Origin of the sequence: Corynebacterium sp. Marseille-P3884 (assembly GCF_017942225.1) — a bacterium.
Lineage (GTDB): Bacteria > Actinomycetota > Actinomycetes > Mycobacteriales > Mycobacteriaceae > Corynebacterium.
On sequence record NZ_JAGKSD010000022.1, the window covers coordinates 14,967 to 37,526 of the forward strand.

Here is a 22,560-nt window from a genome sequence, read left to right on the forward strand (position 1 = left end):
ACAAACGTTAAACGCCCCGCAACCTATCGTCTACGAAACAATGTCTACTTCAGTAGACATCGCCCAAACGGGCAGGTCACAGGGCGCTGAAATCGCCGAAACCCCGCCGCGCGCCGGTGAAAGGGCGTGGGGCGGGGTAGGGAGGGGAGAAGGTTAGGCGAAGGCTTCGTCGATAAGCGCCTTCTCCTCTTGCTGGTGAACCTTGCTCACGCCGGTCGCCGTGGTGGACTGTGCGCGGCGGGAGATACGGCGCATCGGCGGCAGGTTGTCGACGAGGTTGGCCAGGTGCTCGTTGTAGAACGGCCACGGACCCTGGTTGGCGGGCTCGTCCTGCACGAAGCGGACCTCCTTGGCGTTCGGGTAGTTGGCGAACGCCTTGTTGAGGCGGTTGAACGGGATCGGGTGGAGCATCTCGATGCGGATGATGGCCACATCGTCACGCCCATCCTTCTGGCGGCGCTTCTCAAGGTCATAGTAGACCTTGCCGGAGCACAGGATGATGGTGGTCACCTTGTCGGCGTCGCCGATGACCTTGTTCTTCGCGTCGACGATATTCGGGTCGTCGATAACGGAGCGGAAGGACTTGGACTCGATGAAGTCTGCCGGCTGGGAGACAGCAGCCTTGTTGCGCAGCATCGACTTCGGGGTGAAGACGACGAGCGGGCGGCTCATATCGCCCAAAGCTTGACGACGCAGCAGGTGGAAGTGGTTTGCCGGCGTCGACGGCTGAGCGATCGTCATGGAGCCCTCGGCAACGAGCTGCAGGAAGCGCTCGATGCGTGCCGACGAGTGGTCCGGACCCTGGCCCTCGTAGCCGTGCGGCAGCAGCATGATCAGGCTGGACAGCTGACCCCACTTGGTCTCACCGGAGGAGATGTACTCGTCGATGATGGTCTGGGCGCCGTTGGCGAAGTCGCCGAACTGTGCCTCCCACGCGACGAGTGCGCCCGGGTTTCCGACGGTGTAGCCGTACTCGAAGCCGAGACCGCCGAACTCGGTCAGAGCCGAGTTGTAGATGTTGAAGCGGCCGCCGTTGCCAGACTCGATGGCGTAGGCATCGAGCGGGTTGTACTGCTCGCCGGTATTCGGGTCGAACAGGACGCCGTGGCGCTGGGTGAAGGTGCCGCGCTTGGAGTCCTCGCCAGCGAGTCGCACGAGCTTGCCCTCAGCGGCCAGGGAGCCGAAGGCGAGGAGCTCGCCCCATGCCCAGTCGATGTTGCCGTTGTCGAAGGAGCCGCCGCGGGACTTCAGCACCGACTTGAGGCGCTTGTTGGGGGTGAAGTCGCCGGGGAGGCTGGCGTAGGCGTCGGCAAGCTCCTGGAATGTCGTCTCCGTGATCGAGGTGTCCAGGCCGCGGGTGAGCGACTGGGATTCGGTGATGCCGTGCTGGGAGGCGGGGGAGCCGCCGCCTTCCTTGACGTCGTTGAACACGGAGTCCAGCTGGTCGTGGAAGTCCTGCTTGGCGATCTCCGCCTCTTCCTCCGTGAGGTCGCCACGACCGATGAGGTCCTTGGTGTAGCGGGTACGCACGGACGGGTGGGAGTCGATGCGCTCGTACATGAGCGGCTGGGTCACGGACGGGTCGTCGGCCTCGTTGTGACCGCGGAGGCGGTAGCAGATGAGGTCGATGAAGACGTCTTTGCCGAACTCGCGGCGGTACTCGGTGGCCAGCTGGCCGACCCAGGCAGCTGCCTCGGGGTCGTCGCCGTTGACGTGGAAGACCGGGCAGTCGAAGCCCTTGGCCAAGTCGGTGGCGTAGTAGGTGGAGCGGCCCTGGTCCGGGGTGGTGGTGAAGCCGACCTGGTTGTTCACCACGATGTGGACGGTGCCGCCGACGTTGTAGCCGGTGAGCTGGGACATGTTCAGGGTCTCCTGAACGACACCGAGGCCGGCGAAGGAGGCATCGCCGTGGAGCATCATCGGGACGACGGAACGCTCGTTGGTGTTGTTGTCGTGGTTGATGATGTCCTGCTTGGCGCGGGCAATGCCAACCAGCACCGGGTCGACGGCCTCCAGGTGGGACGGGTTGGCGGCGAGGGTGACCTTGATCTCGCCGTCGCCGAACATCTGGAGGTGCTCGCCTTCGAAGCCGAGGTGGTACTTCACGTCGCCGGAGCCGCCCTGCTGGGCCGGCTGCAGGTTGCCTTCGAACTCGCCGAAGATGGTCTTGACCGGCTTACCGACGATGTTGAACAGCACGTTGAGGCGGCCGCGGTGCGGCATGCCGATGACGACCTCGTCGAGGCCCTGGCCAGCGGCGGTGTCGATGACGGCATCCATCAGCGGGATCAGGGTCTCGGCGCCCTCGAGGGAGAAGCGCTTCTGGCCGAGGTACTTGGTCTGCAGGAAGTTCTCGAAGGCCTCTGCGGCGTTGAGCTTCTGCAGGATGTACTTCTGCTCGGCGCTGGTGGGCTTGGGCATGCCGACTTCGATGCGGTCGCGCAGCCACTCGCGCTCGTCGCGGTCGAGAACGTGGGTGTACTCGGCGCCGACGTGGAGGGTGTAGGCGGCGCGCAGGCGGGTGAGCACCTCGCGCAGCGTCATGGTCTCCTTGCCGCCGAAGCCGCCGACGTTGAAGGTGCGGTCGAGGTCCCACAGGGTCAGACCGTGGGATTCGAGCAGCAGGTCGCGGGAGTCCGGCTTGGGCAGGCCGGGCTGGTGCCACTGCAGCGGGTTGGTGTCCGCCATGAGGTGGCCGCGGGAGCGGTAGGCCTCGATGAGGTTCATCACGCGGGTGTTCTTGTCCACACCGCCGTTGGGGATGTCCTGGGCCCAGCGCATCGGGGCGTAGGGGATCTGCATGGCGTTGAAGATCTCGTCCCAGAACTTGTCGTCGATAAGCAATTGCGAGATGTCGCGCAAGAACTCGCCGGACTCTGCGCCCTGGATGACGCGGTGGTCGTAGGTGGAGGTCAGCGTGGTCAGCTTGCCCACACCGAGCTCGGCGAGACGATCCTCGGAAGCGCCGGCGAATTCGGCCGGGTAGTCCATGGCGCCGACGCCGACGATGGTGCCCTGGCCCTTGGTCAGGCGCGGGATGGAGTGGCGGGTGCCGATGCCGCCCGGGTTGGTTAGCTGAATGGTGACGCCCTGGAAGTCCTCGAGCTTGAGCTTGTTCTGGCGGGCGCGGGCGACGATGTCCTCGTAGGCCTTGACGAACTGGTCGAAGGTGAGGGTCTCGCACTCCTTGATGGCGGCGACGACGAGCGCGCGGGTGCCGTCCTTCTGCGGAAGGTCGATCGCAAGGCCCAGGTTGATGTGCTCAGGCGTGACGACGAACGGCTTGCCGTCGACCACCTTGTAGTTGACGTTCATGCCCGGGTGGAGCAGAGCGGACTTGACGATCGCCCAGCCGATGATGTGGGTGAACGAGATCTTGCCACCGCGGGTGCGCTTCAGGTGATCGTTGATCTGAGCGCGGTTTTCGAACATGAGCTTGACCGGCATGTCGCGCACGGTCGTCGCGGTCGGGACGGTCAAGGACTCGTCCATGTTCTTCGCGATGGCCTTGAAGGTGCCCTTCAGCTGGGTCTCGCCAGCCTCCGGAAGCGGCTGCAGGCGGTCCATGGGGGACTGCTTACCCTTCTTCTTGCCGGCCTGCTTGACGGACGGCTTAGGCACCTCGTTGACGGCGGTGTCGACGCGGGTCTCACGGCCGTCCTGGCTCGGAGCACCGGTGGTTTCGGCGACCTTGGTCGCGGTGCGCACCTTGTGCGGCTGGGTGTCGTTCGCAGACACCTTCTTCGCGGCGGGGGAGACGAGCGGGGTGGCCTTGCCCGCGGCTGGCTTACCCTCTTTTTCGAACATCTCGCGCCATTCTTCGTCGACGGAGTTCGGATCCTCCTGGTACTGCTGGAACATCTCATCAACCAGCCAGTCGTTTTGGCCGAATGTGCTCTCGCTGCTCACGGCAGGTACTCGCCTCGTTTCTTAGTTCTACGTGTGCTTTTGATTGTTTTGTCGGTCATTGTCAATCAATGGCTAACAGCCCACAATACTGCATACTTTCCGCCCCGCTTGAGCAGGTCGGTGTGGGGTCCGTCTTCAATGATACGTCCTTGGTCTATAACGAGGATTCGGTCGGCCCTTGCAGCGGTGGCGAGGCGGTGCGCGACGATGATCGCGGTGCGGTGAGCAGTGGCGCGTCCGGAGGCGTCGAGGACGGCGCGTTCGGTGGCGGGGTCTAGGGTGGCGGTGGCTTCGTCGAGAAGCACGACGTCGGGACGGAGCATTTCGGCGCGGGCGAGCGCGATGATTTGGCGTTGGCCGGAACTCAGGCCGCGGCCGCGTTCGCCGACGCGGTGATTGAATCCGCCGGGGGTGGCGGCGATGATGCCGAGTGCGCCAATGCGCCGCACGGCGTCTTCGATGTCGGCTTCGCTGGCATCGGGCGCGCCGTACGCGATGTTGTCGGCCACGGTCCCGGGAAATAGGTAGGACTCCTGGGGGACTTGCGCGAGTGCGCGTCGCCAGTCGGGCAAGGGGAATTCGCGGATGTCGGTGCCGCTCGCGGTCACTGCGCCTGTCACGGGATCATAAAAGCGGGCAAGCAGCTTGACGACGGTCGACTTGCCCGCCCCCGTCGCCCCCACCAGCGCCACGGTCTCGCCGGGCTGGAAGGTGACGGTGACATCTGACAGCGCGATCGGAGAAGGGCTGGTCGGCTTGGCTGCGTCGGCTGAATCGCGGGAATCGGGGCGTGCGCTGTATGAGAAGGTGACGTCGTCGAGGGCGAGGGGTCCGCGGGCGGCATCGGAGGCGTGCGGGGTGGTGCCGGTGTCGGGGACGGTGGTGGGTTCGTCGAGAAGCGCGCGGATGCGGTCGAAGCTCACGGTGGCTTGCTGCCAGGAGTCGAAGATTTGGCCGAGCTGCTGGATGGGGCCGTAGAGCTGGGTGAGGTACATGGTGAAGGCGACGAGGACGCCGACGGTGAGCGTGCCGTCGGCGATGCGTGCGCCTCCGATGGCGATGATGATGGCGGTCATGATCTGGGAGATCATCTGCATGCCGTTGAAGTAGGTGGCCACGAGGAGCTGCGAGCGCATGCGCAGGCGCCGGTAGGTCTCGCTTTCTGCGGTGAAGTGCGCTTCGGCGGACGGTTCCATGCGGTGCATTTGGCTGATGCGGATCCCGCCGATGAGTTCGGCGAATTCGCCGTTGACGGCGGAGATCTGGGCGCGGGCTGCGGCGTGGAATCGCTTGGAGTAGTGGCGGAAGACGACGGTGATCAGCGCGATGACGGGAACGGCGTAGAGGGCGGTCAGGGCGAGGGAGCCGTCGGTGGCGACGAGCATCGCGGCGACGCCGATGAGGGTGCCCACCGAGACGATCGCTTGGGCGAGCCCTGTCTGCAGGAAGCTGGACAGGGTGTCGATGTCGGTGGTCATCCGTGTCATGATCCGGCCCGAGAGGTGCGATTCGAAATAGCTCAGTCCGAGGTGCTGCAGGTGGGCGTAGCTGCGCACGCGCAGGCCATAAAGGAGGCGCTCGCCGGAGCGGGCGGATAAGACGGTCATCGCGGCGTTGGCGGCCCAGGCGATAAGCACAACGGTCAGGGCGGCGCCGGAGACGAACCAGAGGGTGCGTTCTTTGCCGGTGGCAATGCCCTGGTCGACGGCTGTGCGGACCAGCGTCGGAAAGCTCAAGTCCGCCAGCACGCCCACGACGAGGAGGGCGGTGACTGCCGCGATCAGCCATTTGACCGAGGAGAACATCGCGCGCAGTCCCGCAGGGATCGTGCCGGTGGGCTCTTCGTCAGCGTCGGGCAGCGCTTCGAGGCGCTCTAAGAGTTCAGGTGTCGCGGTGACAACGCGGGCGCGGCCACCGCCACCGCCGCCGCCACCTGTGCCGGAGGAGGTGAGAACGTGCTCGTGAGTCGAGGTGTCGGGCAGGTCGGGCCACAGCTGGTCATGGGAGGGATCGGCGGGAGGAGGGGAGCTGGAGGTGGTGTCGCCGGGGGCCATGAGGGCCGTGTAGGAGGGGTGGGTAAGGGCGGGGGTGAGGGGAGCGTCGATAAGCGATGTGCCGTGGTCCACGATGATGACGCGTTCGGTGTGCTCGACCGTGGATTGGCGGTGCGCGACGGCGATGATGGTGACGCCCGGGAGGTTGTCGCGCAGGTTGGCGAGGATGTCTGCTTCGGTCGCGGCGTCGATGGCGGAGGTGGCGTCGTCGAGGATGAGGACGCGCGGGCGCGATAGGAGTGCGCGGGCGAGCGCGATGCGTTGGCGCTGGCCGCCGGATAGCGTGAGGCCTCGTTCGCCGACGACGGTGTCGTAGCCGTCGGGAAGCTGGCTGATGAATTCGTCGGCGCAGGCCATGCGCGCGGCATGGGCGATCTCGGCGTCGGTGACATCGGCGCTCATGGCGATGTTGTCGCGGATGGACAGCGAGAACAGGAAAGCTTCGTCGAAAACGCACGTGACGGCGCTGCGGATGTCAGCGTGGGTGAGCTCGCTGTATGGGATCTGGCCGTCGGGCGCAACTAGCGCGAGGTGCCCGCCCTCAGGCGTGTAGAACGCCCCGGCGAGCTGCACGGCCATCGACTTGCCGGAACCTGCTGGCCCTATGACCGCGACTTGCTCGCCCGGCGCGACGTTGAGATTGAAACCGTCGAGGACGCGGCGGCCGTCGGCGGTGAAGGTGACGTCGTTGAACGCGATGCCGACCGGGCCCTCGGGCAGCGTGCGCGGGGTTGTGGGGTCGGGGCGCTCGGGCGCGAGCTGCAAGACCTCGTCGAGCCGGTCGATGCCGCTCATGCCCATCTGGAGCGTGACGTACGTGTTCGCCAGCATGGACATCAGCGACGTCAGCGAGCTGAGATACGCGGTGAATGCGACGAAGCCGCCGACGGTCATGCCGCCATTTAGCGCGATAATGCCGCCGGCGACGATCGTGACAACGAGCGCGAGGTTCGGCAGCTGGCTCAGCGCGGGCTGGAAGGAGGCGGTGAGCTTCGCCGCGCGCATTTTCACGGCGTAGAGGCGCCGCGCGAGTCCGTCGAGGACATCGATTTCGTGGTCTTCCCGCCCGAAGGCCTTGACCACGCGCACGCCGGAGACAGTCTGCTCGACGTGGCTGGTCAAATCGGCCGCGGTCTGCTGATTCGCCCACGTGGCGGCGTACATCGAGCGGCGGGAGCGGTTGGCCACCCAGACGATGACTGGCAAAAACGCCAGGGCCATAAGTGTCAGGGGCAGGTCCACCCAGGCCATGACGGCGACGGTGAGGATCAGCTGGACCAGACGCGAAAACGCCATGGGGCTCAGCGCCAGAACGGAGAACAACTGGCCCAGATCCGTAATGGAGCGCGAGACGATCTGCCCGGTGACGATGTGGTCTTGGCCCGGACCGTCGAGGCGGTGCAGCGTTTTCAAAAGCTCCACGCGGACGTAGTGCTGCGAGCGTGTGGCCAGGTTGCCGGCGGCCCAGCGGCGCAAGACTTGGAAGGCGAATTGCGCGACCGCGATGCCGGCCATCGCCCACGCGATCGTTGCCACCGAGCCGTCCCGCTGCCCGGTCGCAACATCCACGGCCGTGCCCGTCAACCCCGGCAGTGTCGTTTGCAGCACTGCCGCGAGCACCGCTGTGACCAGGGTGAGCGCCGCAAAGCCGCGGTTCGCGTTCAGCGACCGGGTGAGCAGATGCCCGCGCAGCTTGTCGACGACCCCCGCCCGCTCCCGTCTGTCTGTCTGTGTGATCCCGGCTTCTCCCCGCTAGCGCTTCGATGATGCGGCGTCAGCTGCTGCTGCCGCGGCTGCCTCGTCCTTGTCGGCCTCGCGGTCGTCGTTGTCCTTGTCACTGTCGCGGAAGCGACTGAACACGTCGACAAGGGCCTTGACGCGGAATTTCTTGTTCTTCTCGGCCTTGTCGATCTCGTCTTCCGCCTCGGACTTCGCGGGCAGCTCATTGGCGAATTCGGCGGGCGGCTGGCCGAGGTTGGGGACGAGGCCCTCAATGACCTTCCTCGCTAGGGCACGGTTGGCCATGGTGCCGGCGACGGCGCCGATGCCCAGCGGTATGAGCTTGCCCAGCCACATGCGGCGCAGACGCTTCTTCATGGACTTCAGCAGCTGGCGGGTGAGCAAGCTGTTGGCCTGGCTCAAGGTCGGTCCGGAGAATTTGGAGACCGTCGCAATGGAGGGGACCTTCTGGGCATCGGGGCCCATGAGCGTATCGACGATCGCCGCGCCCTGCGAACCCGACAGCACCATCAAAACGATGGCGCGGCGGCGCTCCGCATCCGAGATGTCCACGCCGCGGAGGTAGGCGGAGCCGACGGTGTAGACGGCTGCCAGATCCACGAATACGAGGGATTCGCCGGCGATCGCGGCGGCTCCGGTGAAGAAACCGATGCCCGGGATAGCAGCAGCGCCACCAGCTCCAGCGCCGGTGCCGGAGGCGGCGTACATGAAGTGCTTGTCCATCATCGCCTGGATCTCAGCGGGCGAGGCCTCCGGATTCGAGCGGCGCAGGTGGTCGACGTAGGCGCGGATCACACCGGACTGCAGGCGCACAGCGCGGTCCAGACCGCGGATGAACGAACGGCCCCACAGGTTCGCGTTCTGCTCAATGGTCTTCGCGTCCAGCTCAGTCGGCGTAGCAGCCGGCTGGTTCTTCTTGTCTTTCTTGAACAGGGCCATGGTGTGGCATCTCCTTTGTTCGCGCCTGGATAGTGGGCGGGCGCTGGGGCGCAGTGTCGTCTGGCCCGTGAAAGCCAATGCACACCAATTTATAGGAGGGCGGGGTGGGTCGTCGTCAAGCGTCTGCCCGTACGCGCTGGCATGGCTACAGTGGCAAGGCATGGTCACCGAACCCGTCGTGCGCACCACCGCTGGACTCGTCCGCGGCATTGTGGACCCGACGACGGGCATGCGCACATGGCGCGGCGTGCCGTTCGGTGCACCGACGGGCGGGGACGCGCGTTTCCGCGCCCCGCATCCGCCCGAGCCGTGGGACGGCGAGCACGATGCGAGCAGGTTCGCACACCCGGCGATGCAGGGCACGTACGGCTGGAATGACCGAGTCAAAGGCACGGAAGATTGCCTGGTGCTCGACATCGTGCGCCCCGACACCGACGACGAGCTGCCGGTCGTGGTGTACATGCACGGCGGGACATTTCTGACTGGTTCCTCGCACGAGAAGGTGCTGCAGGGCCACCGCTTCGCGAAGGCGACGGACATCGTCTACGTGTCGATCAATTTCCGCCTTGGCGTGCTCGGCTACCTGGACCTGCGCTCGCTGGGCACCGATTGCGTGGCTAATCCGGGGACGATGGACCAGATTCTCGCGCTTCAGTGGGTGCGCGAGAATATCGCTGGCTTCGGCGGCGACCCTGAGCGCGTGACCATCATGGGCGAATCTGCGGGCGCGGCTTCCGTGACCACGCTGATGTCCTCGCCCCCGGCGCGCGGGCTGTTCCACGGCGCCGTCGCGCAATCCGCGCCCGCCGCCGCGGTCCACACTCGCATTCAGGCGGCAATGTGGGTGCGTAAGCTTCTCGACGGCATGGGGCTGTCCCGCCTCTCCACCCTCCAAGACCTGCGTGAGGTTGACGGTGAAGAGCTTGTCCGTGTGGGCAATTCGCTGCTCATCCGCAGCGGTGAGCTGCCGTATCTGAACCTCGCATTCATGCCCACCGTCGATGGTGAGGTGCTGCCCGCGCACCCGATCGACGTGTTCACGGCCGATGAGGAAGCGCCGGTGCCGCTCATCATCGGGTCGAATTCTGGCGAGGCCAGCTTCACCAAGGCGATGTACGTGTTCAACCGGTCCCGTGAACGCGCCGCGCGCCGCTTGCTCGAGGTATTCGATCCGGGGCATGCCGACGCGATCCTGGAGGCGTACAACGGCGCGCAGACCCGTTCCGATTTCGCCGAGCTCATCGCCGACGCCGTTTTCTGGGCACCCTCGGTGCGCCTGGCTACGGAGCACCGCCACGTCGCTGATGTGTGGATGTACCACTTCGACCACGCCGCCCCAGCGGTCAAGCGCCTCGGCATCGGGGCCGTGCACACCGCCGACTTGGAGGCAGTCTTCGGCGAACCGTATTCCAGTCCCGCCGGGATTTTGCAGCGCCTCGGCCCCCAGAGCGATTTCGAGACAGTCAGCGAGATGATGCAGCGCAACTGGGGCTCGTTCTTCCACACCGGGCAGGTCGGCGACGAATGGCCGGTCTACGGTTTCCGCTCCGAGGACGCCCCGGGCCGCGCCACCGCCGTGATCAGCGCCGACCCGAAGGTGGTGCGCGACCCGAAGGCGGAGAAGCGCCGCGCGTGGGAGGGCTTCAAATTCACCAGTTGGGGCACCGGCCGCCCGGAGGTGCTTGAAAGCGTCACCGATTTCCTCGGTCTCGAACCCGACGACGTGCTCTGACTCCATCGCGCGCGACGAGCCCATGAACGCATTAGTACGTGCAATCCTCGTTGATCCGGTGCGGTGCCAGGGGAACCTGGCTAGGCTAGGGTCGGCCAGGCGGAACGCGTCTTAAAAATCCAGCAGGAGGGAGCTGCCGTCATGAGCTTTTTCGAGGACATCGCCGCAGGCCTCGACCGTGAAGGGATCGAGTCGCGCGTGCACGACGACACGATGTTCGTGCCAATCACCTCGGATGTGGAGATCCACTTCGTGGAGATCGATCCGCTTCTTCCCGCTGCGAATGTGTACATCGCCGCCGCCGACGTCGACGAGGACGACGATGAATTCGAGACCGTGCTCGTCTCCGTGGTGTTCTCGGTGGAAGACGCCGTACAGACCGCGGTGAAGCACATGGCCACCGACCAGGTGATCACGGTGCTCAGCGACCTGCTGGAGGGCACCGACGAGCGCATCGGCGACTTGGACTTCTTCCAGGACCCGGTCGACCCGAATCTGGTCCGCGCCGAAGTAGGCGACAATGCTGAGCTGCAGGTCCAGGTGGAACTGCAGGACGGCACCCCGTGCGCGGCAGTCACCTTCATCGCGCTGCCGGAGTCCTACGACGACCTGCTGGACGACGCGATCGGCGAGCTGTGGGAGTCCGACGGCGACGCCGAGCTGACTGACGAAGACCGCGAGCGCCTTTTCGCCAGCCTTCACGCAGAGGCAGTCGCCGAAGTGGAGACCCTCGACCTGGGCGTCTTCTTCGACTTCGACCGCCTCTTCGACGTCCTGTCTCTCGCCGCCGACCACGCCGAGGACTGGGAATCCCAGCTCCTCCCGTTCGACGACGAAGACTTCGACGAGCCCGATGTCTACGACATCTTCGGCGCCGACGACCCGGACGATGACGAAGACGAGGACACCGAAGACGACCTCGATGACCTCGACGATGATGAAGACGAGGACGACGAAGACGATTTCGACGACTACGACCTCGACGATGATGAGGGCGACGACGAAGAGGACGAAGACGACGACACCGACGACGAGGACTAAGCGGCTGCTAGTCCCTCAAACATGGAGGCGGGGGAGTAGACGGGCGTGAAGGTCCCGTCTACGAGCCAGACGAATGTGGTGCCGGTCGGGGAGTAGACCTCGTGGACGGCGCCGGCCATGGACGACGGAACGAGGGCGCGGACCCAGGCCTCGGCGAGGTCGCGGTCGACGGTGATGCCGGTGACATCGGTGAAGCGGACCTCAATCAGATAAGCGGGGACGTGGGATTCACCGAAGCCCTTGATGCGGGCTTGCGCGCGGGGTCCGACACGGCGGCGGGTGACCGCCGCCTTGAGCTGTGGTCCGTGGCCGATGCGTGGCAGCTCCCGTGTCGGTGGCCGCCACGCGGGTGTGGGGCGTGCGAGCGAGCGCGGGTGGTGGATCACTGCCTCGAAGCGGTTGAGGGCGTTGGAGTAGGTGGAGCGGATCTGCTGGGCAAGTTCTCGTGTGTTCGTCATGGCTCACAAATTACGAAGCAACCCCGACACAACCGCACCTTCATTCGAACACTATTTCGAACAGGTGTTACAAAACTAAGCGCGACGTGGCTTTACGGACCGAAACGGGTAGCCTGTTGGGCGCTATGACAACCCCCTCTAAGACCAGCCGTTGGGCTGCACATCGGCATGCCCGCGCGGAAGCGAAGGCCGCGCGCGGACCGGTGCCGCCGATCCCGCAGGAGATCTGGGTGCTCGTGTCCGCGGCATTCCTCATCGCGCTCGGCTACGGACTGATCGCGCCGATCATCCCTCAGTTCGCGGAGAGCTTCGGTGTCTCGATGGCGGCGGCAGCGGCCGTGGTGTCGGTGTTCTCCGCAGCACGGTTGGTGGGGGCTCCGGGGGCGGGACGGCTCGTCGATAAGCTCGGCTCGCGGAAGATCTACCTCTCCGGCCTCGTCATCGTTGCGGTGACCACTGGTTTGGTCGCTATCGCGCAGGAATATTGGCACATGATGGTGCTGCGTTTTCTGGCTGGGCTGGGGTCGACGATGTTCACGATTTCGGCGCAGGCGCTGATTGTGAAAGTCGCGCCACCGCAGATCCGCGGGCGGGCAAGTTCGACGTATGCGACGGCATTCCTGCTGGGCAATATCATCGGGCCGATCGCCGGCGCGGGTTTGTCGTTTTTGGGCATGCGCTGGCCGTTCGTGATCTACGGCATCGGCGTGGGCCTGGCCGCGTTCGTGGTGTGGGCGAAGCTGCCCAAATCCGACAACGACGTCGACCGCGCCACGCGTCCGCCGATGCGTCTCGATGAGGCGCTTAGCCACCCCAGCTACCGGAGCTTGCTCGCGTCGATGTTCTCTCAGGGCTGGGTAAATATGGGCGTGCGCGTGGCGGTCCTCCCGCTGTTTGCGGCGTCCGTGTTCGCGCACGGCGGTGCGATGGCTGGGCTTGCGCTCGCGGCGTTCGCCGCTGGTAACGCGGTGACGCTGCAGTTCTCCGGCAGGCTTGCAGACGACATCGGCCGCAAGCCCATGATCCTCACCGGCCTGGCAACCACCGTTGTCGCGACGGCGACCCTCGGTTTCGCCACGAGCTTCTGGCCGCTGATCGCGCTGTCTGCCCTCGCCGGCGTCGGCGGCGGCCTGCTCGTGCCGAGCCAGCAGGCGACCTTAGCGGACATCATCGGCAACGACCGCTCCGGCGGTAAGGCACTGTCGTTGTTCCAGATGTGCGGTGACGCCGGCCAGGTCCTCGGCCCGATTGTGATCGGCGCGCTGGCGCAGTCCCACGGATTCCCCGTAGCCTTCGCCGTGTGCGGCGCCATCGCCGCGTGCGCCTTCACCGTCTGGGCGATCATGGGGCAGGAGACCCGTCCGAACCGGACAACCACACCAACCACCGCGAAGGAGCACTAATGCGCATCATCTACGACTGCGACCCGGGCGTGGACGACACCTACGCGCTGATCTACCTCGCGGCCGCCGCGCACGCCGGCACGCACGAGCTCGAGTGCGTGACCACCACCAGCGGCAACGTCGACGCCGACCAGTGCGCGCGCAACGCCGCCTGGATCCTCACGCTCTGCGGCCTGCCGATCATCCCGCTCGCCGCCGGCGTCCCCGAACCCCTCGAGTGGGACCTCGTCACCACCCCGGAGACCCACGGCGACACCGGCCTGGGCTACGCGAACGCCCCCGACCGCCACGTTGAACACGACTGGGACACCTTATGGATCGACGCGATCGACCGCGGCACCGACGACCTCCACCTGATTGTCACCGGCCCCATGACCAACCTCGCCGCCTTCCGCCGCCTCCACCCGGACCATTACGCGAAGCTGCGCCACATCACCGTCATGGGCGGGGCTTTCAATTACCCCGGCAACACCACGCCCACCGCCGAGTGGAATTTCTGGGTCGACCCACACGCCGCCAAAGAAGTCTTCGCGAACGCCCCCGCACCGATCACCGTATGCCCCCTCAACGCGACGGAGCAGATGCTCCTCACCCCCGAGCGCCTCGACCGCATCACACACACCCTCGGCACCGCCCCCATCGCCGAACAGCTTGACCCCATCACCCGCTTCTACTTCGAGTTCCACGAGGAGATGGGGGAGGGCTACCAGGCCCAGATCCACGACCTGTTCACCGTGCTCACCGCCACCGGCGCGATCACCACCGACCCCCAGCTCACCACCATCGACATCGAAGCCGACAGCGAGCTGACCCGCGGCACCTCCGTCGCCGACACGAAGGACTTCTGGGAGCGCGACCCCAACGCCCGCATCATCACCCACACAGACACCGCCACCATCGAACACGCATGGACGCTTTTCGACGATGCCTCCCACATCCTCTCCCGCATCGCCGCCGGCGACGCTGCCCTGGAGAAGCTCCGGCACCTGCGGGCGGAGGATTAGTTTGAGTTCAAACGCTCGAAAACTGTGTCAGCAATGCTCTTGATTTTCTCGGCGTAGCCATCTCGCTGTGCATTCGCGGAGCCCTTCAAGCCATCCTGGTATTTCAACTCCGCAATCGGTGAGTGCACATCCTGCGCGGTAGCCGGCATCGAATGCATGTGGGGAACATGACCGAGCAGATACTCATCGTCGGATTGACCGAGCGTACTGCCGATCAGGCGAGCTTCATCGGCGAACTTATCTCGAAAACGCTCAAAGGCGCCAACGAGTTGTTCCTTACCGTTAGCCTTCTTCTTCACGTATTCGAGCGTCGTATAACCGAGGTATTTCAAGTTGTGGTCATTGTGCCCACCAAGGCGTAGGTTTCGAGATTTCTTCTCAAAGCTGGCGGAGAAAGACTTCCACGTCGCAATATTCGCTTCAGACATCTCGGAGTATTCGGCAACCCATTCATCAAACCAACGGGCGAGGTTGCCGAATGCGTGATAGCTGAACAAGTCGGTTGCTGTTGGGGTGACAAATGCATCGCAGCCGAGAAGGACGGTTCGGTTGAAGGGACCAAGGCTCGGACCGACGTCGAAGAGGATGTAGTCATACCGGTCCTCATCTTCCATTGCGGTGACGAGCTGTCCGGCCCAATGGACGCGGCGGAAAGCAGCAGTTTCCCTGCTCAGTGCAGTTTGCCACGCAGCCGACATGACGTCTTCAATTTGAGAAAGCCGAGGATGGCCAGCCATCACATCGACTTTGAACCGCTCCGAGCGGTGGACCGGTATCTCCGTTTCAATCTCTGGTTCGCCCTCCCTCAGCGGGATGAAAACGCCGTAGACGGTTTTCAAGAGTGATTCCCGCCGGGCAATCTCTGGGTCGGGGTTACCGTCGTAGATTTCGTTCGTCTGACGCTCTGTCAGCATCAATTGCGTGGCGTTGCACTGAGGATCGCAGTCAACGTAAAGAACACGCTTTCCCTTGGTGGCGATGTTGTAGGCAACGTTCGTGGAGAGCGTCGTCTTGCCGACACCGCCTTTGTTGTTGAAGAAGCTAAGGGTCTTGATGCTCGGCATGTGTCCTCCGGAAACTGTCTCAAGTTCAGACACAAACCTAGGCGTTCAATCCAGGTACTGCACGTTCGGAGTGTCCTTAACGTGCAGCCACCGTCTTACGGGCACTGAGGCTGCCGAATAGCTCGGCAGGGAGCGGGACCCGGAGTTTCAGGTCTGTGGTCACAACGTCGACGGGCTTATTGTTCTTGCCGATCATCTCGGTTTGCTGAGGATTGGTCGAGTCAGCTTGTCCGAGGTAGTAGAACTCGGTTCCCTCGGCGTCTTCGCGCTTGGCGAAGAGATGGAGGTCGGCATCGCCATTGAGGATCGGCTGAAGCTCATTGCTCTTCAAAGTGCGTCGATTGCGTGTGAACCAGTGCAAGGTTGAACGGTCAATGAGTGTGTCTTCGTAGCGGATGCTCTCCGAGATCTCTGAGTCCTTGTGGTAGGTCACGAAAATCGGGCACGTCATCGTCGCTTTGTCGGTCTTGTATCCGTACACAGTCGACTCCTGGTTGTTCGCCCAGTTGAGCAGGCGGCAAACATCGCGGCGGGAGTAGCGCTTGCCTTGGATGAACTGGTCGCTTCCGTTGAAGTTCTTGCGATTCAGAAGGAGGCCAGTCTCGATAAGGTCGTCGATGTGATCGCGAAAGCTCACTGTTGAAAAACGTTCGGTGTCTGCGTAGGAGCGGTAGAGCATCCGGAAGTCATCGCTGAGTTTGAAAACGCTTCCTTCCCTCACTACTAGGGGCAGATCGCCGAAGGAGAGTCGCTGAGACTCGGTGAACCACTGGAGATTGAGAACCCGCTCGACGGTGTTCAGGCAGGCTTCGCTGTGGTCGAGACCTTGAGCCGCCAAAGAATCAGCGAATGTTTGCACGGGTATCGAGCCTTGCTCACAAAGGGTTTTGAGCAGCAAGAGCTCCTGTGGGCGCTTCCCGCTGAGCAAGATCGCCGAAAGCATGGTGAGAAAACCACGCTCTTTTTCGGATGGGCCGGCCTCGACGAACTTCAGAGAGTGGAGCAGCGACCAGTAATTCTTGTACTTGCTGGCCATCAGGTAGGGGTTGATCGACTCGTGCGTCTCGAAGTCGAGGAGGCGAGGCAGCTGACCGAGGCGGTACTCAAGGTTGAGAATCGCTTCCTTGCACTTCCGCTTGTCGATGAGGTTGGCACGCTTCAACGATTCGAGGATGCGTTCGGTGGTGACCTCATCGAAGCTGATTGTCGAGGAGCCCGCCACCGGATGAGTGCGCGAACGTCGCACAGTCTCACGCGCACTGTCAGGGTCACCGGAACGGTCACCAGTCAAGGCAATCGGAATGAGGTAGTTATTCGAGTAATTACCGATGACATCGATGACTCGAAGAGTCTCTTTAGACTTCGCCTTTCGAAGGCCACGGCCCAGCTGTTGAGTGAAAATGATCGATGACTGTGTGCTGCGAAGCATCATGATCACGTTGACGTCAGGGATATCGATTCCCTCATTGAAGATGTCTACGGTGATGATGAAGTCGAGTTCGCCGGCTTGTAGCTTTTCGACGGTGTCTTCTCGGTGCTGGATGCTATCTGCACCGCTCAAGGAAACGGTTCGAAGGGGTTTTCCGTAGAGCGTGTATTTGTTCAGCTCCTGGGAGAGGCGTGCCGCTTCCTTATTGGAACTACAGAAAATCAGTCCTTTTGTGCCGCTGGGAAAGCTGTAATCCTCGAGCACTTGCACGAGGTGCTCGACGCGTTCACGGGCGACCTTCTCCGCCACGGTTGAATCGTCCGAGATCGTGTAACCATTCATCGACTCGTAGTCAGAGACTCCGTAGTAGTCGAAGGGAACGAGCATCCGAGATTCCAGTGCATCGCCCAGACGGATTTCGAAGGGCACATTGTGATCGAAGAGCTCGTAGACGTTGAACCCATCTGTGCGCTCCGGGGTAGCGGTCAGCCCCAAGAGGAAATCAGGACGGAAGTGGTCGATGATGCGCCTGTAGGATTCGGCGCCTGAGCGGTGGACCTCATCAATGATGATGTAGTCGAATTGTTTCGGCGAAATATCGGCGAGATTCTCGGGGCGTGATAGTGACTGAACTGTCGCGAAGGTGAAACGTCGATCAGTCTCGCGCTGTTGACCGATGAAGAAGCCAGTTTCGTCGGCGTCTGTTCGGAAAACGCGTTGGAATTCTGTCGCGGCCTTGCGAAGGATCTGTGCTGTATGAGCAACGAACAGAACTCGCTCAGGATCGAAATTTCGAGCAGCGAGACCTGCCAGAATCGTCTTGCCAGTGCCTGTCGCGGAGATGATCAGTGCGCGGTTCTCACCAGAGTCGATTAGCTCTCCCAGGCGATCCAGCGCCTCAGTCTGCATCTTGTTCGGCAGGATCTTTGCGCATTGCGGCTGGTCTTCGAGCGCGACACGGTCGGCTGGGGACGGGAAAATCGGGGGAGTCCGGCGCTCACTGTAATCCTGAATCCACTCCTCGGTGAGAGGGGCTGAGGTCTCGACATGACGCTGCAGGGCGGAGTTCAACTGGTCGGCGATGTCACCGTCGTGGTGGGTGGAGAATTTCAGATTCCACTCGGAATTGTCGATGAGCGCATCGCGCGTGAGATTCGAGCTGCCGACGAGAGCGGTCACATGATCGCCATGCTCGAAAACATAGCCCTTGGCATGGTGGGCACGACCACTCATGATTCGGGCGTCGACGTTGCGGAGTTGGAGCAGTTCTCGCAGTGCATCGGGAGAATTGAAGTCCTGGTAGTCCGAGGTGATGATTAAGCCGTTGCCTTTGAAACCGACAAGGGCTTCCTTCAATCCTCCAATGCCGCCGTTGGTGACGAAAGCAACCGAGATCGTGAAAGATGTCGCTGTCTTCAGTTCAGCGCGAAGAGCCGCCAGCATCGTATTGTCTTCGGCGTTCGCGATGAGCGAAGGGTTTTGGATCCGCTCAGACAGTGTCTGCCGATCGATGTAGCCGAAGAATGTGTCAGCTTCGAGTCTGCTCAGTGATTGCGCTGTGCTCATTGATCTACTCAGCGATGAGATTCACTGCTGGAATATCCGCCGGTGCCCATTCAAGTTCTTTCAGTTCAGTTAACGGGATCCAACGTGAATCAGCGTGTTCGGTGAGTGTGGGCTCCGCATCGGGGGAGAGAACACAGTGGTACGTCGATAAGCGGACCGTGCCGAAGTCGTATTCGTACTCAGTAGTAGTGACGTGGTCACCCACGGTGGCGTCGACGAGCAGTTCTTCTTTGAGCTCGCGGGCGAGGGATTCCTCCGGGGTTTCGCCTGGCTCGATCTTGCCACCGGGGAATTCCCACATGCCGGCGAGCGCTTTGCCCGGGCCACGCTGTGCGGCGAAGACTGCGCCATCGCGAATGATGACGGCACCGGTGACGTTGATGAGCTTCGACATGCGTTCGAGACTAGTGGAACGTCAGGTACCTGCGCTGGTTGATGCGGGGTATCGGTTCATGCATGGCACGACTGTTTGTGGGGTTGTGGGCGTCGTGGCTGACTAGACCGGCAGTTCGCTGACGCGCTCCGGGGGAACGGCGACGACGGACTTGCCGCTGTCCTTGGGGCCGCAGGAGGGGTACTTGTTGAATTTCTGGTCCTCGTCACCGGGGAAGAGGAAGTTGTTGCCGCCGCAGAACCAGCCGTTCGGTGCGGTCCAGAACGCTCCGGAACCCTGCGGCGGGGTGCCGGAGGGGGAGTCGGACATGTAGTCAGTGAAGACCTCCATGGCCTCGTTGCAGTCGAGGCCGTCGTCGAGAGCGGCGACTGACAAGGCACTGCCGTCGCCCAGGGATGTCACCTCGCCGCAGACGGTGCCGGCGGCGACGTTGGAGCGATCTTCGGTGGGCTCGTCTGCTTTCTTCTCTTCCTTTTCGTCCTTGTTGCTGTCCTTGTCCTTGTCCTCGTCCGTCTTCGTCGTCGGCTTCTCCTTCTTCTCGGAGGAGGGCTGCTCGGCTTCAGTGGTCTCTGCCTGTTCTTCGGCCGGGGAGGTCTCCACGGTGGTGAGTGCGGGATCGGCGAGCTCATCCTGGGAATCGGAGCAACCGGCGAGGGCGAACGCGGAAGCGGTAAGGAGAACGGCGGCGGAACGAAGTCGGCGGGAGGTGTGCATGAGCATTCAGTCTAGGCGGTGCGCTGGTGGTGTGAGTTCATGCGCTTAGGCGGGCGAGGTAAATGGCAGATGCCATGCCTGTGATGCGTATCACGGTTAATCTGTAGACAAGCTACTGCGCCGTGCATTCCCGACGCCCACAGCATGGCGTGCCAGGTGGTGCATGCAGTGTGGGTACTGGGTGAGTTGAGAAAGGCGCAGAAATGAAGAAGGCAGGCATAGTCATCACGGTCATCGGTGTGATCGCCTTGATCACAGCGATTGTTTTCGGCGTGGTCGTCGGAGGCGGTGGCATGAAGAAGCTCATGGACACGCCGAAAATCGAGATCAATGGTGGGGATGGCACGGCGAACCTTGCCGCGGAGACGGAATACCGGCTCTTTGGCCGGGGCGAAGGAACAGGTTTTCCCGAATGCACTATTTCTTCACCGTCCGGCGACGAGATTGACACCGAGATCACCGCTACGTCGGTCACGCTGGGCGAGGGGGAAGAAGCGTGGTTCAGCAAAATGAAGATCGTGTCCAAGGATGAAGGAGAGTACTCCTTCTCGTGTGATCGCGACGTGATGGTGGCGAACAAAGAGGACGTCGACAAGATCGGCTCCGGTCTGCTCGGTATTTTCGGCGGAATCTTCGGCGGCATCGCAGCGTTGTTCTTGCTCCTCTTGGGGATTATTCTCATACTGGTCGGTCGCCGGCATGAGCGGCAGCGTAGCGGTGGAACACAGAACGGTTCGGGTGACTTCTACCAGTCGGGGTACCCGGGTGGCTCGGGTGCGATGGGAGGCCCGGACGCGCCGGGCGGGCAGGGGAGACCCGCTTCTTATTGGGACCAGAACCCGTACGGCACGCAGGGGCCGGGGACGAATCAGCCGCCGCAGCGTTAGGAACTTCAGGGCGTGACCGTGGTCGGTCGCGGTCAGTAGCGTGGGGGTGTCTAGGTGTGCCCGGCAGCGCTGTACTCGCAGTAAATAGCTATACAGCCCGCGTTGACGGTAGGCTTTGGCGGTGATGAGTATTGATGACAACGCCGCTGAAGAACAGCAGGCGAATACCCCGGCTGAGACGGAAAACACCGACGATCTGAATGCAGATCAGGTGCCGTCTGGCCCCGAGGCGCAGACGCAGGGCGAAACAGCAAGTGTTTCGGACGCTGCAGGCACTGCAGATAAGAATGGGAACGTGAACGACACAGGGGCCGCAGACGAAGCTGCGGAGCAGAACAACGACGGAAATGTGAACGAGAATTCCGCTGAGGATAACGGCGGAAAGGGCGCAGAGGAGGCGTCGATAAGCACTGGCTTTGACGCGCTCGACCTGCCGGATGATCTGCTGGCCGCGATCCGCAAAGTCGGCTTCGAGGAGCCGTCGCCGATTCAGGCGCAGACGATCCCGCTGCTGATGGAAGGCCGTGATGTGGTCGGTCTCGCGCAGACGGGTACGGGCAAGACGGCGGCGTTCGCGCTGCCGGTGCTCGCCCAGATCGATAAGAAGGCGCGCCACCCGCAGGCGCTCGTGCTTGCGCCGACGCGTGAGCTGGCGCTGCAGGTGTCTGATTCCTTCCAGTCGTTCGCGGACCACCTGGGCGGTATCTCGGTGCTGCCGATCTACGGCGGCCAGGCATACGGCATTCAGCTGTCCGGTCTGCGCCGCGGCGCGCAGGTCATCGTGGGTACCCCGGGCCGTGTCATCGACCACCTGGAGAAGGGCTCGCTGGACATCTCCAACCTGCGCTTCCTCGTGCTCGACGAGGCGGACGAGATGCTCAACATGGGCTTCCAGGAAGACGTCGAGCGCATCCTCGAGGACACCCCGGACGACAAGCAGGTCGCGCTGTTTTCCGCGACGATGCCGAACGGCATCCGCCGCATCTCCAAGCAGTACTTGAACGACCCGGCTGAGGTCACAGTCAAGTCCGAGACGCGCACGAACACGAATATCACCCAGCGCTACCTGTTCACCGCGCACCGCAACAAGCTCGACGCGATCACGCGCATTCTCGAGGTCACCGAATTCGACGGCATGATCGTCTTCGTGCGCACCAAGCACGAGACGGAAGAGATCGCCGAGAAGCTCCGCGCGCGCGGATTCTCCGCCGCCGCGATCAACGGCGACATCGCCCAGCAGCAGCGCGAGCGCACGGTCGACCAGCTTCGCGACGGGCGCTTGGACATTCTCGTCGCCACCGACGTCGCCGCACGCGGCCTGGATGTTGAGCGCATTTCCCACGTGCTCAACTACGACATCCCGAACGACACGGAAAGCTACGTCCACCGCATCGGACGCACTGGCCGGGCCGGCCGAACGGGCGAGGCGATCCTGTTCGTCACCCCGCGCGAGCGCCGCATGCTCCGTTCCATCGAGAAGGTCACCGGCGCCAAGATCGAGGAGATGGACCTGCCCACCGTGGACGAGGTCAATGTCTCCCGCATGGCCAAGTTCTCCGATTCGATTACCGAGTCGCTCGAGAACGACCAGATGGATCTCTTCCGCAGCCTGGTGCGCAGCTACTCCGCCGATCACGACGTGCCGATGGAAGATATCGCCGCCGCGCTTGCAGCCCAGACCTCCGGTGACGAATTCCTGATGAAGGAGCCGCCGAAGGACAAGCGCGACCGGCGCGACCGCGACCGTTGGGACCGCGATGACCGCCGTGACCGCGGCCGTGGCCGTCGTGACCGCGATGACCGTGGCGGGCGCAACCGTTTCCAGAACGACGATCCGAACTTCGACACCTACCGCCTGGACGTGGGCAAGCGCCAGCACGTCCGCCCGGGCGCCATCGTCGGCGCGCTGGCGAACGAGGGCGGCCTGACCAACCGCGACTTCGGCCGTATCACCATCGGCGGCGACTTCACGCTCGTCGAGCTGCCGAAGAATCTCGACCCGGCTGTCCTCGATCGCCTTTCCGACACGCGCATCTCCGGCCAGCTGATCAATATCCAGCGCGACACCGGTGCACCGCCGCGCGGCCGTGGTGGACGCGGCGGTTACCGCAAGCGTGACGACGATCGCGACCGCGGCTACCGCGGCGGGCGCGGGGGGGGGTGTCTCCTATACACCTCTAGATGTGGATAAAAGAAAGGGGCAAAAACGCCCGAAAGATGGGGTGG

The 22,560-nt window shown here is 63.3% G+C and carries 14 protein-coding genes; 6 read left to right on the plus strand and 8 right to left on the minus strand.

What is annotated here, in order from left to right; all coding sequences use genetic code 11:
* Positions 1-153 precede the first annotated feature (153 nt).
* The 3 genes from J5Y21_RS11020 to J5Y21_RS11030 form a co-directional block, all read right to left on the minus strand.
* Positions 154-3,909, minus strand: a complete 3,756-nt coding sequence (locus tag J5Y21_RS11020) for a multifunctional oxoglutarate decarboxylase/oxoglutarate dehydrogenase thiamine pyrophosphate-binding subunit/dihydrolipoyllysine-residue succinyltransferase subunit (protein ID WP_210575763.1) — start codon at positions 3,907-3,909, stop codon at positions 154-156.
* 65 nt (positions 3,910-3,974) lie between these two features.
* Positions 3,975-7,643, minus strand: coding sequence for an ABC transporter ATP-binding protein (locus J5Y21_RS11025; RefSeq protein WP_349236997.1), 3,669 nt, complete (start codon positions 7,641-7,643; stop codon positions 3,975-3,977).
* A gap of 72 nt (positions 7,644-7,715) precedes the next feature.
* Complete coding sequence (locus tag J5Y21_RS11030) at positions 7,716-8,642, minus strand: hypothetical protein (protein ID WP_210575766.1); 927 nt, start codon at positions 8,640-8,642, stop codon at positions 7,716-7,718.
* 160 nt (positions 8,643-8,802) lie between these two features.
* On the opposite strand from J5Y21_RS11030, the gene J5Y21_RS11035 reads away from it, so the two are divergent.
* On the plus strand, positions 8,803-10,374 hold the full coding sequence (locus tag J5Y21_RS11035) for a carboxylesterase family protein (protein ID WP_210575768.1): 1,572 nt from the start codon (positions 8,803-8,805) through the stop codon (positions 10,372-10,374).
* 141 nt (positions 10,375-10,515) lie between these two features.
* On the plus strand, positions 10,516-11,415 hold the full coding sequence (locus J5Y21_RS11040; RefSeq protein ID WP_210575771.1) for a hypothetical protein: 900 nt from the start codon (positions 10,516-10,518) through the stop codon (positions 11,413-11,415).
* Here the strand turns inward: J5Y21_RS11040 and J5Y21_RS11045 are convergent.
* On the minus strand, positions 11,412-11,873 hold the full coding sequence (locus tag J5Y21_RS11045; RefSeq protein WP_210575773.1) for a hypothetical protein: 462 nt from the start codon (positions 11,871-11,873) through the stop codon (positions 11,412-11,414). The genes J5Y21_RS11040 and J5Y21_RS11045 overlap by 4 nt on opposite strands.
* A gap of 125 nt (positions 11,874-11,998) precedes the next feature.
* Between J5Y21_RS11045 and J5Y21_RS11050 the strand changes: the two genes are divergently transcribed.
* Together J5Y21_RS11050 and J5Y21_RS11055 are read left to right on the plus strand one after the other, a co-directional pair.
* Entirely contained in the window at positions 11,999-13,276 is a 1,278-nt protein-coding gene (locus tag J5Y21_RS11050; protein ID WP_210575776.1) for an MFS transporter, read from the plus strand.
* Positions 13,276-14,280: a nucleoside hydrolase gene (locus tag J5Y21_RS11055; protein WP_210575779.1), complete on the plus strand. Its 1,005-nt coding sequence runs from the start codon at positions 13,276-13,278 to the stop codon at positions 14,278-14,280. Before J5Y21_RS11050 ends, J5Y21_RS11055 begins: the two co-directional genes overlap by 1 nt.
* Here the strand turns inward: J5Y21_RS11055 and J5Y21_RS11060 are convergent.
* From J5Y21_RS11060 to J5Y21_RS11075, 4 genes are all read right to left on the minus strand, one after another.
* Entirely contained in the window at positions 14,277-15,335 is a 1,059-nt protein-coding gene (locus tag J5Y21_RS11060) for an AAA family ATPase (protein WP_210575799.1), read from the minus strand. The two genes, J5Y21_RS11055 and J5Y21_RS11060, sit on opposite strands and share 4 nt — an antisense overlap.
* Before the next feature lie 85 nt (positions 15,336-15,420).
* Positions 15,421-18,339 (minus strand): DEAD/DEAH box helicase, encoded by a 2,919-nt coding sequence (locus J5Y21_RS11065; RefSeq protein ID WP_210575786.1) that lies wholly within the window; start codon positions 18,337-18,339, stop codon positions 15,421-15,423.
* Between the two features lie 4 nt (positions 18,340-18,343).
* A complete protein-coding gene (locus tag J5Y21_RS11070) occupies positions 18,344-18,733 on the minus strand; it encodes a (deoxy)nucleoside triphosphate pyrophosphohydrolase (RefSeq protein ID WP_210575788.1) in 390 nt (129 codons plus the stop codon).
* A gap of 102 nt (positions 18,734-18,835) precedes the next feature.
* Positions 18,836-19,447 (minus strand): hypothetical protein, encoded by a 612-nt coding sequence (locus tag J5Y21_RS11075; protein ID WP_210575790.1) that lies wholly within the window; start codon positions 19,445-19,447, stop codon positions 18,836-18,838.
* A gap of 203 nt (positions 19,448-19,650) precedes the next feature.
* Here J5Y21_RS11075 and J5Y21_RS11080 point away from each other — a divergent pair, with 203 nt between their 5' ends.
* On the plus strand, positions 19,651-20,334 hold the full coding sequence (locus J5Y21_RS11080) for a hypothetical protein (protein WP_210575792.1): 684 nt from the start codon (positions 19,651-19,653) through the stop codon (positions 20,332-20,334).
* A gap of 124 nt (positions 20,335-20,458) precedes the next feature.
* Positions 20,459-22,525: a DEAD/DEAH box helicase gene (locus J5Y21_RS11085; RefSeq protein WP_246875184.1), complete on the plus strand. Its 2,067-nt coding sequence runs from the start codon at positions 20,459-20,461 to the stop codon at positions 22,523-22,525.
* Positions 22,526-22,560: the final 35 nt, after the last annotated feature.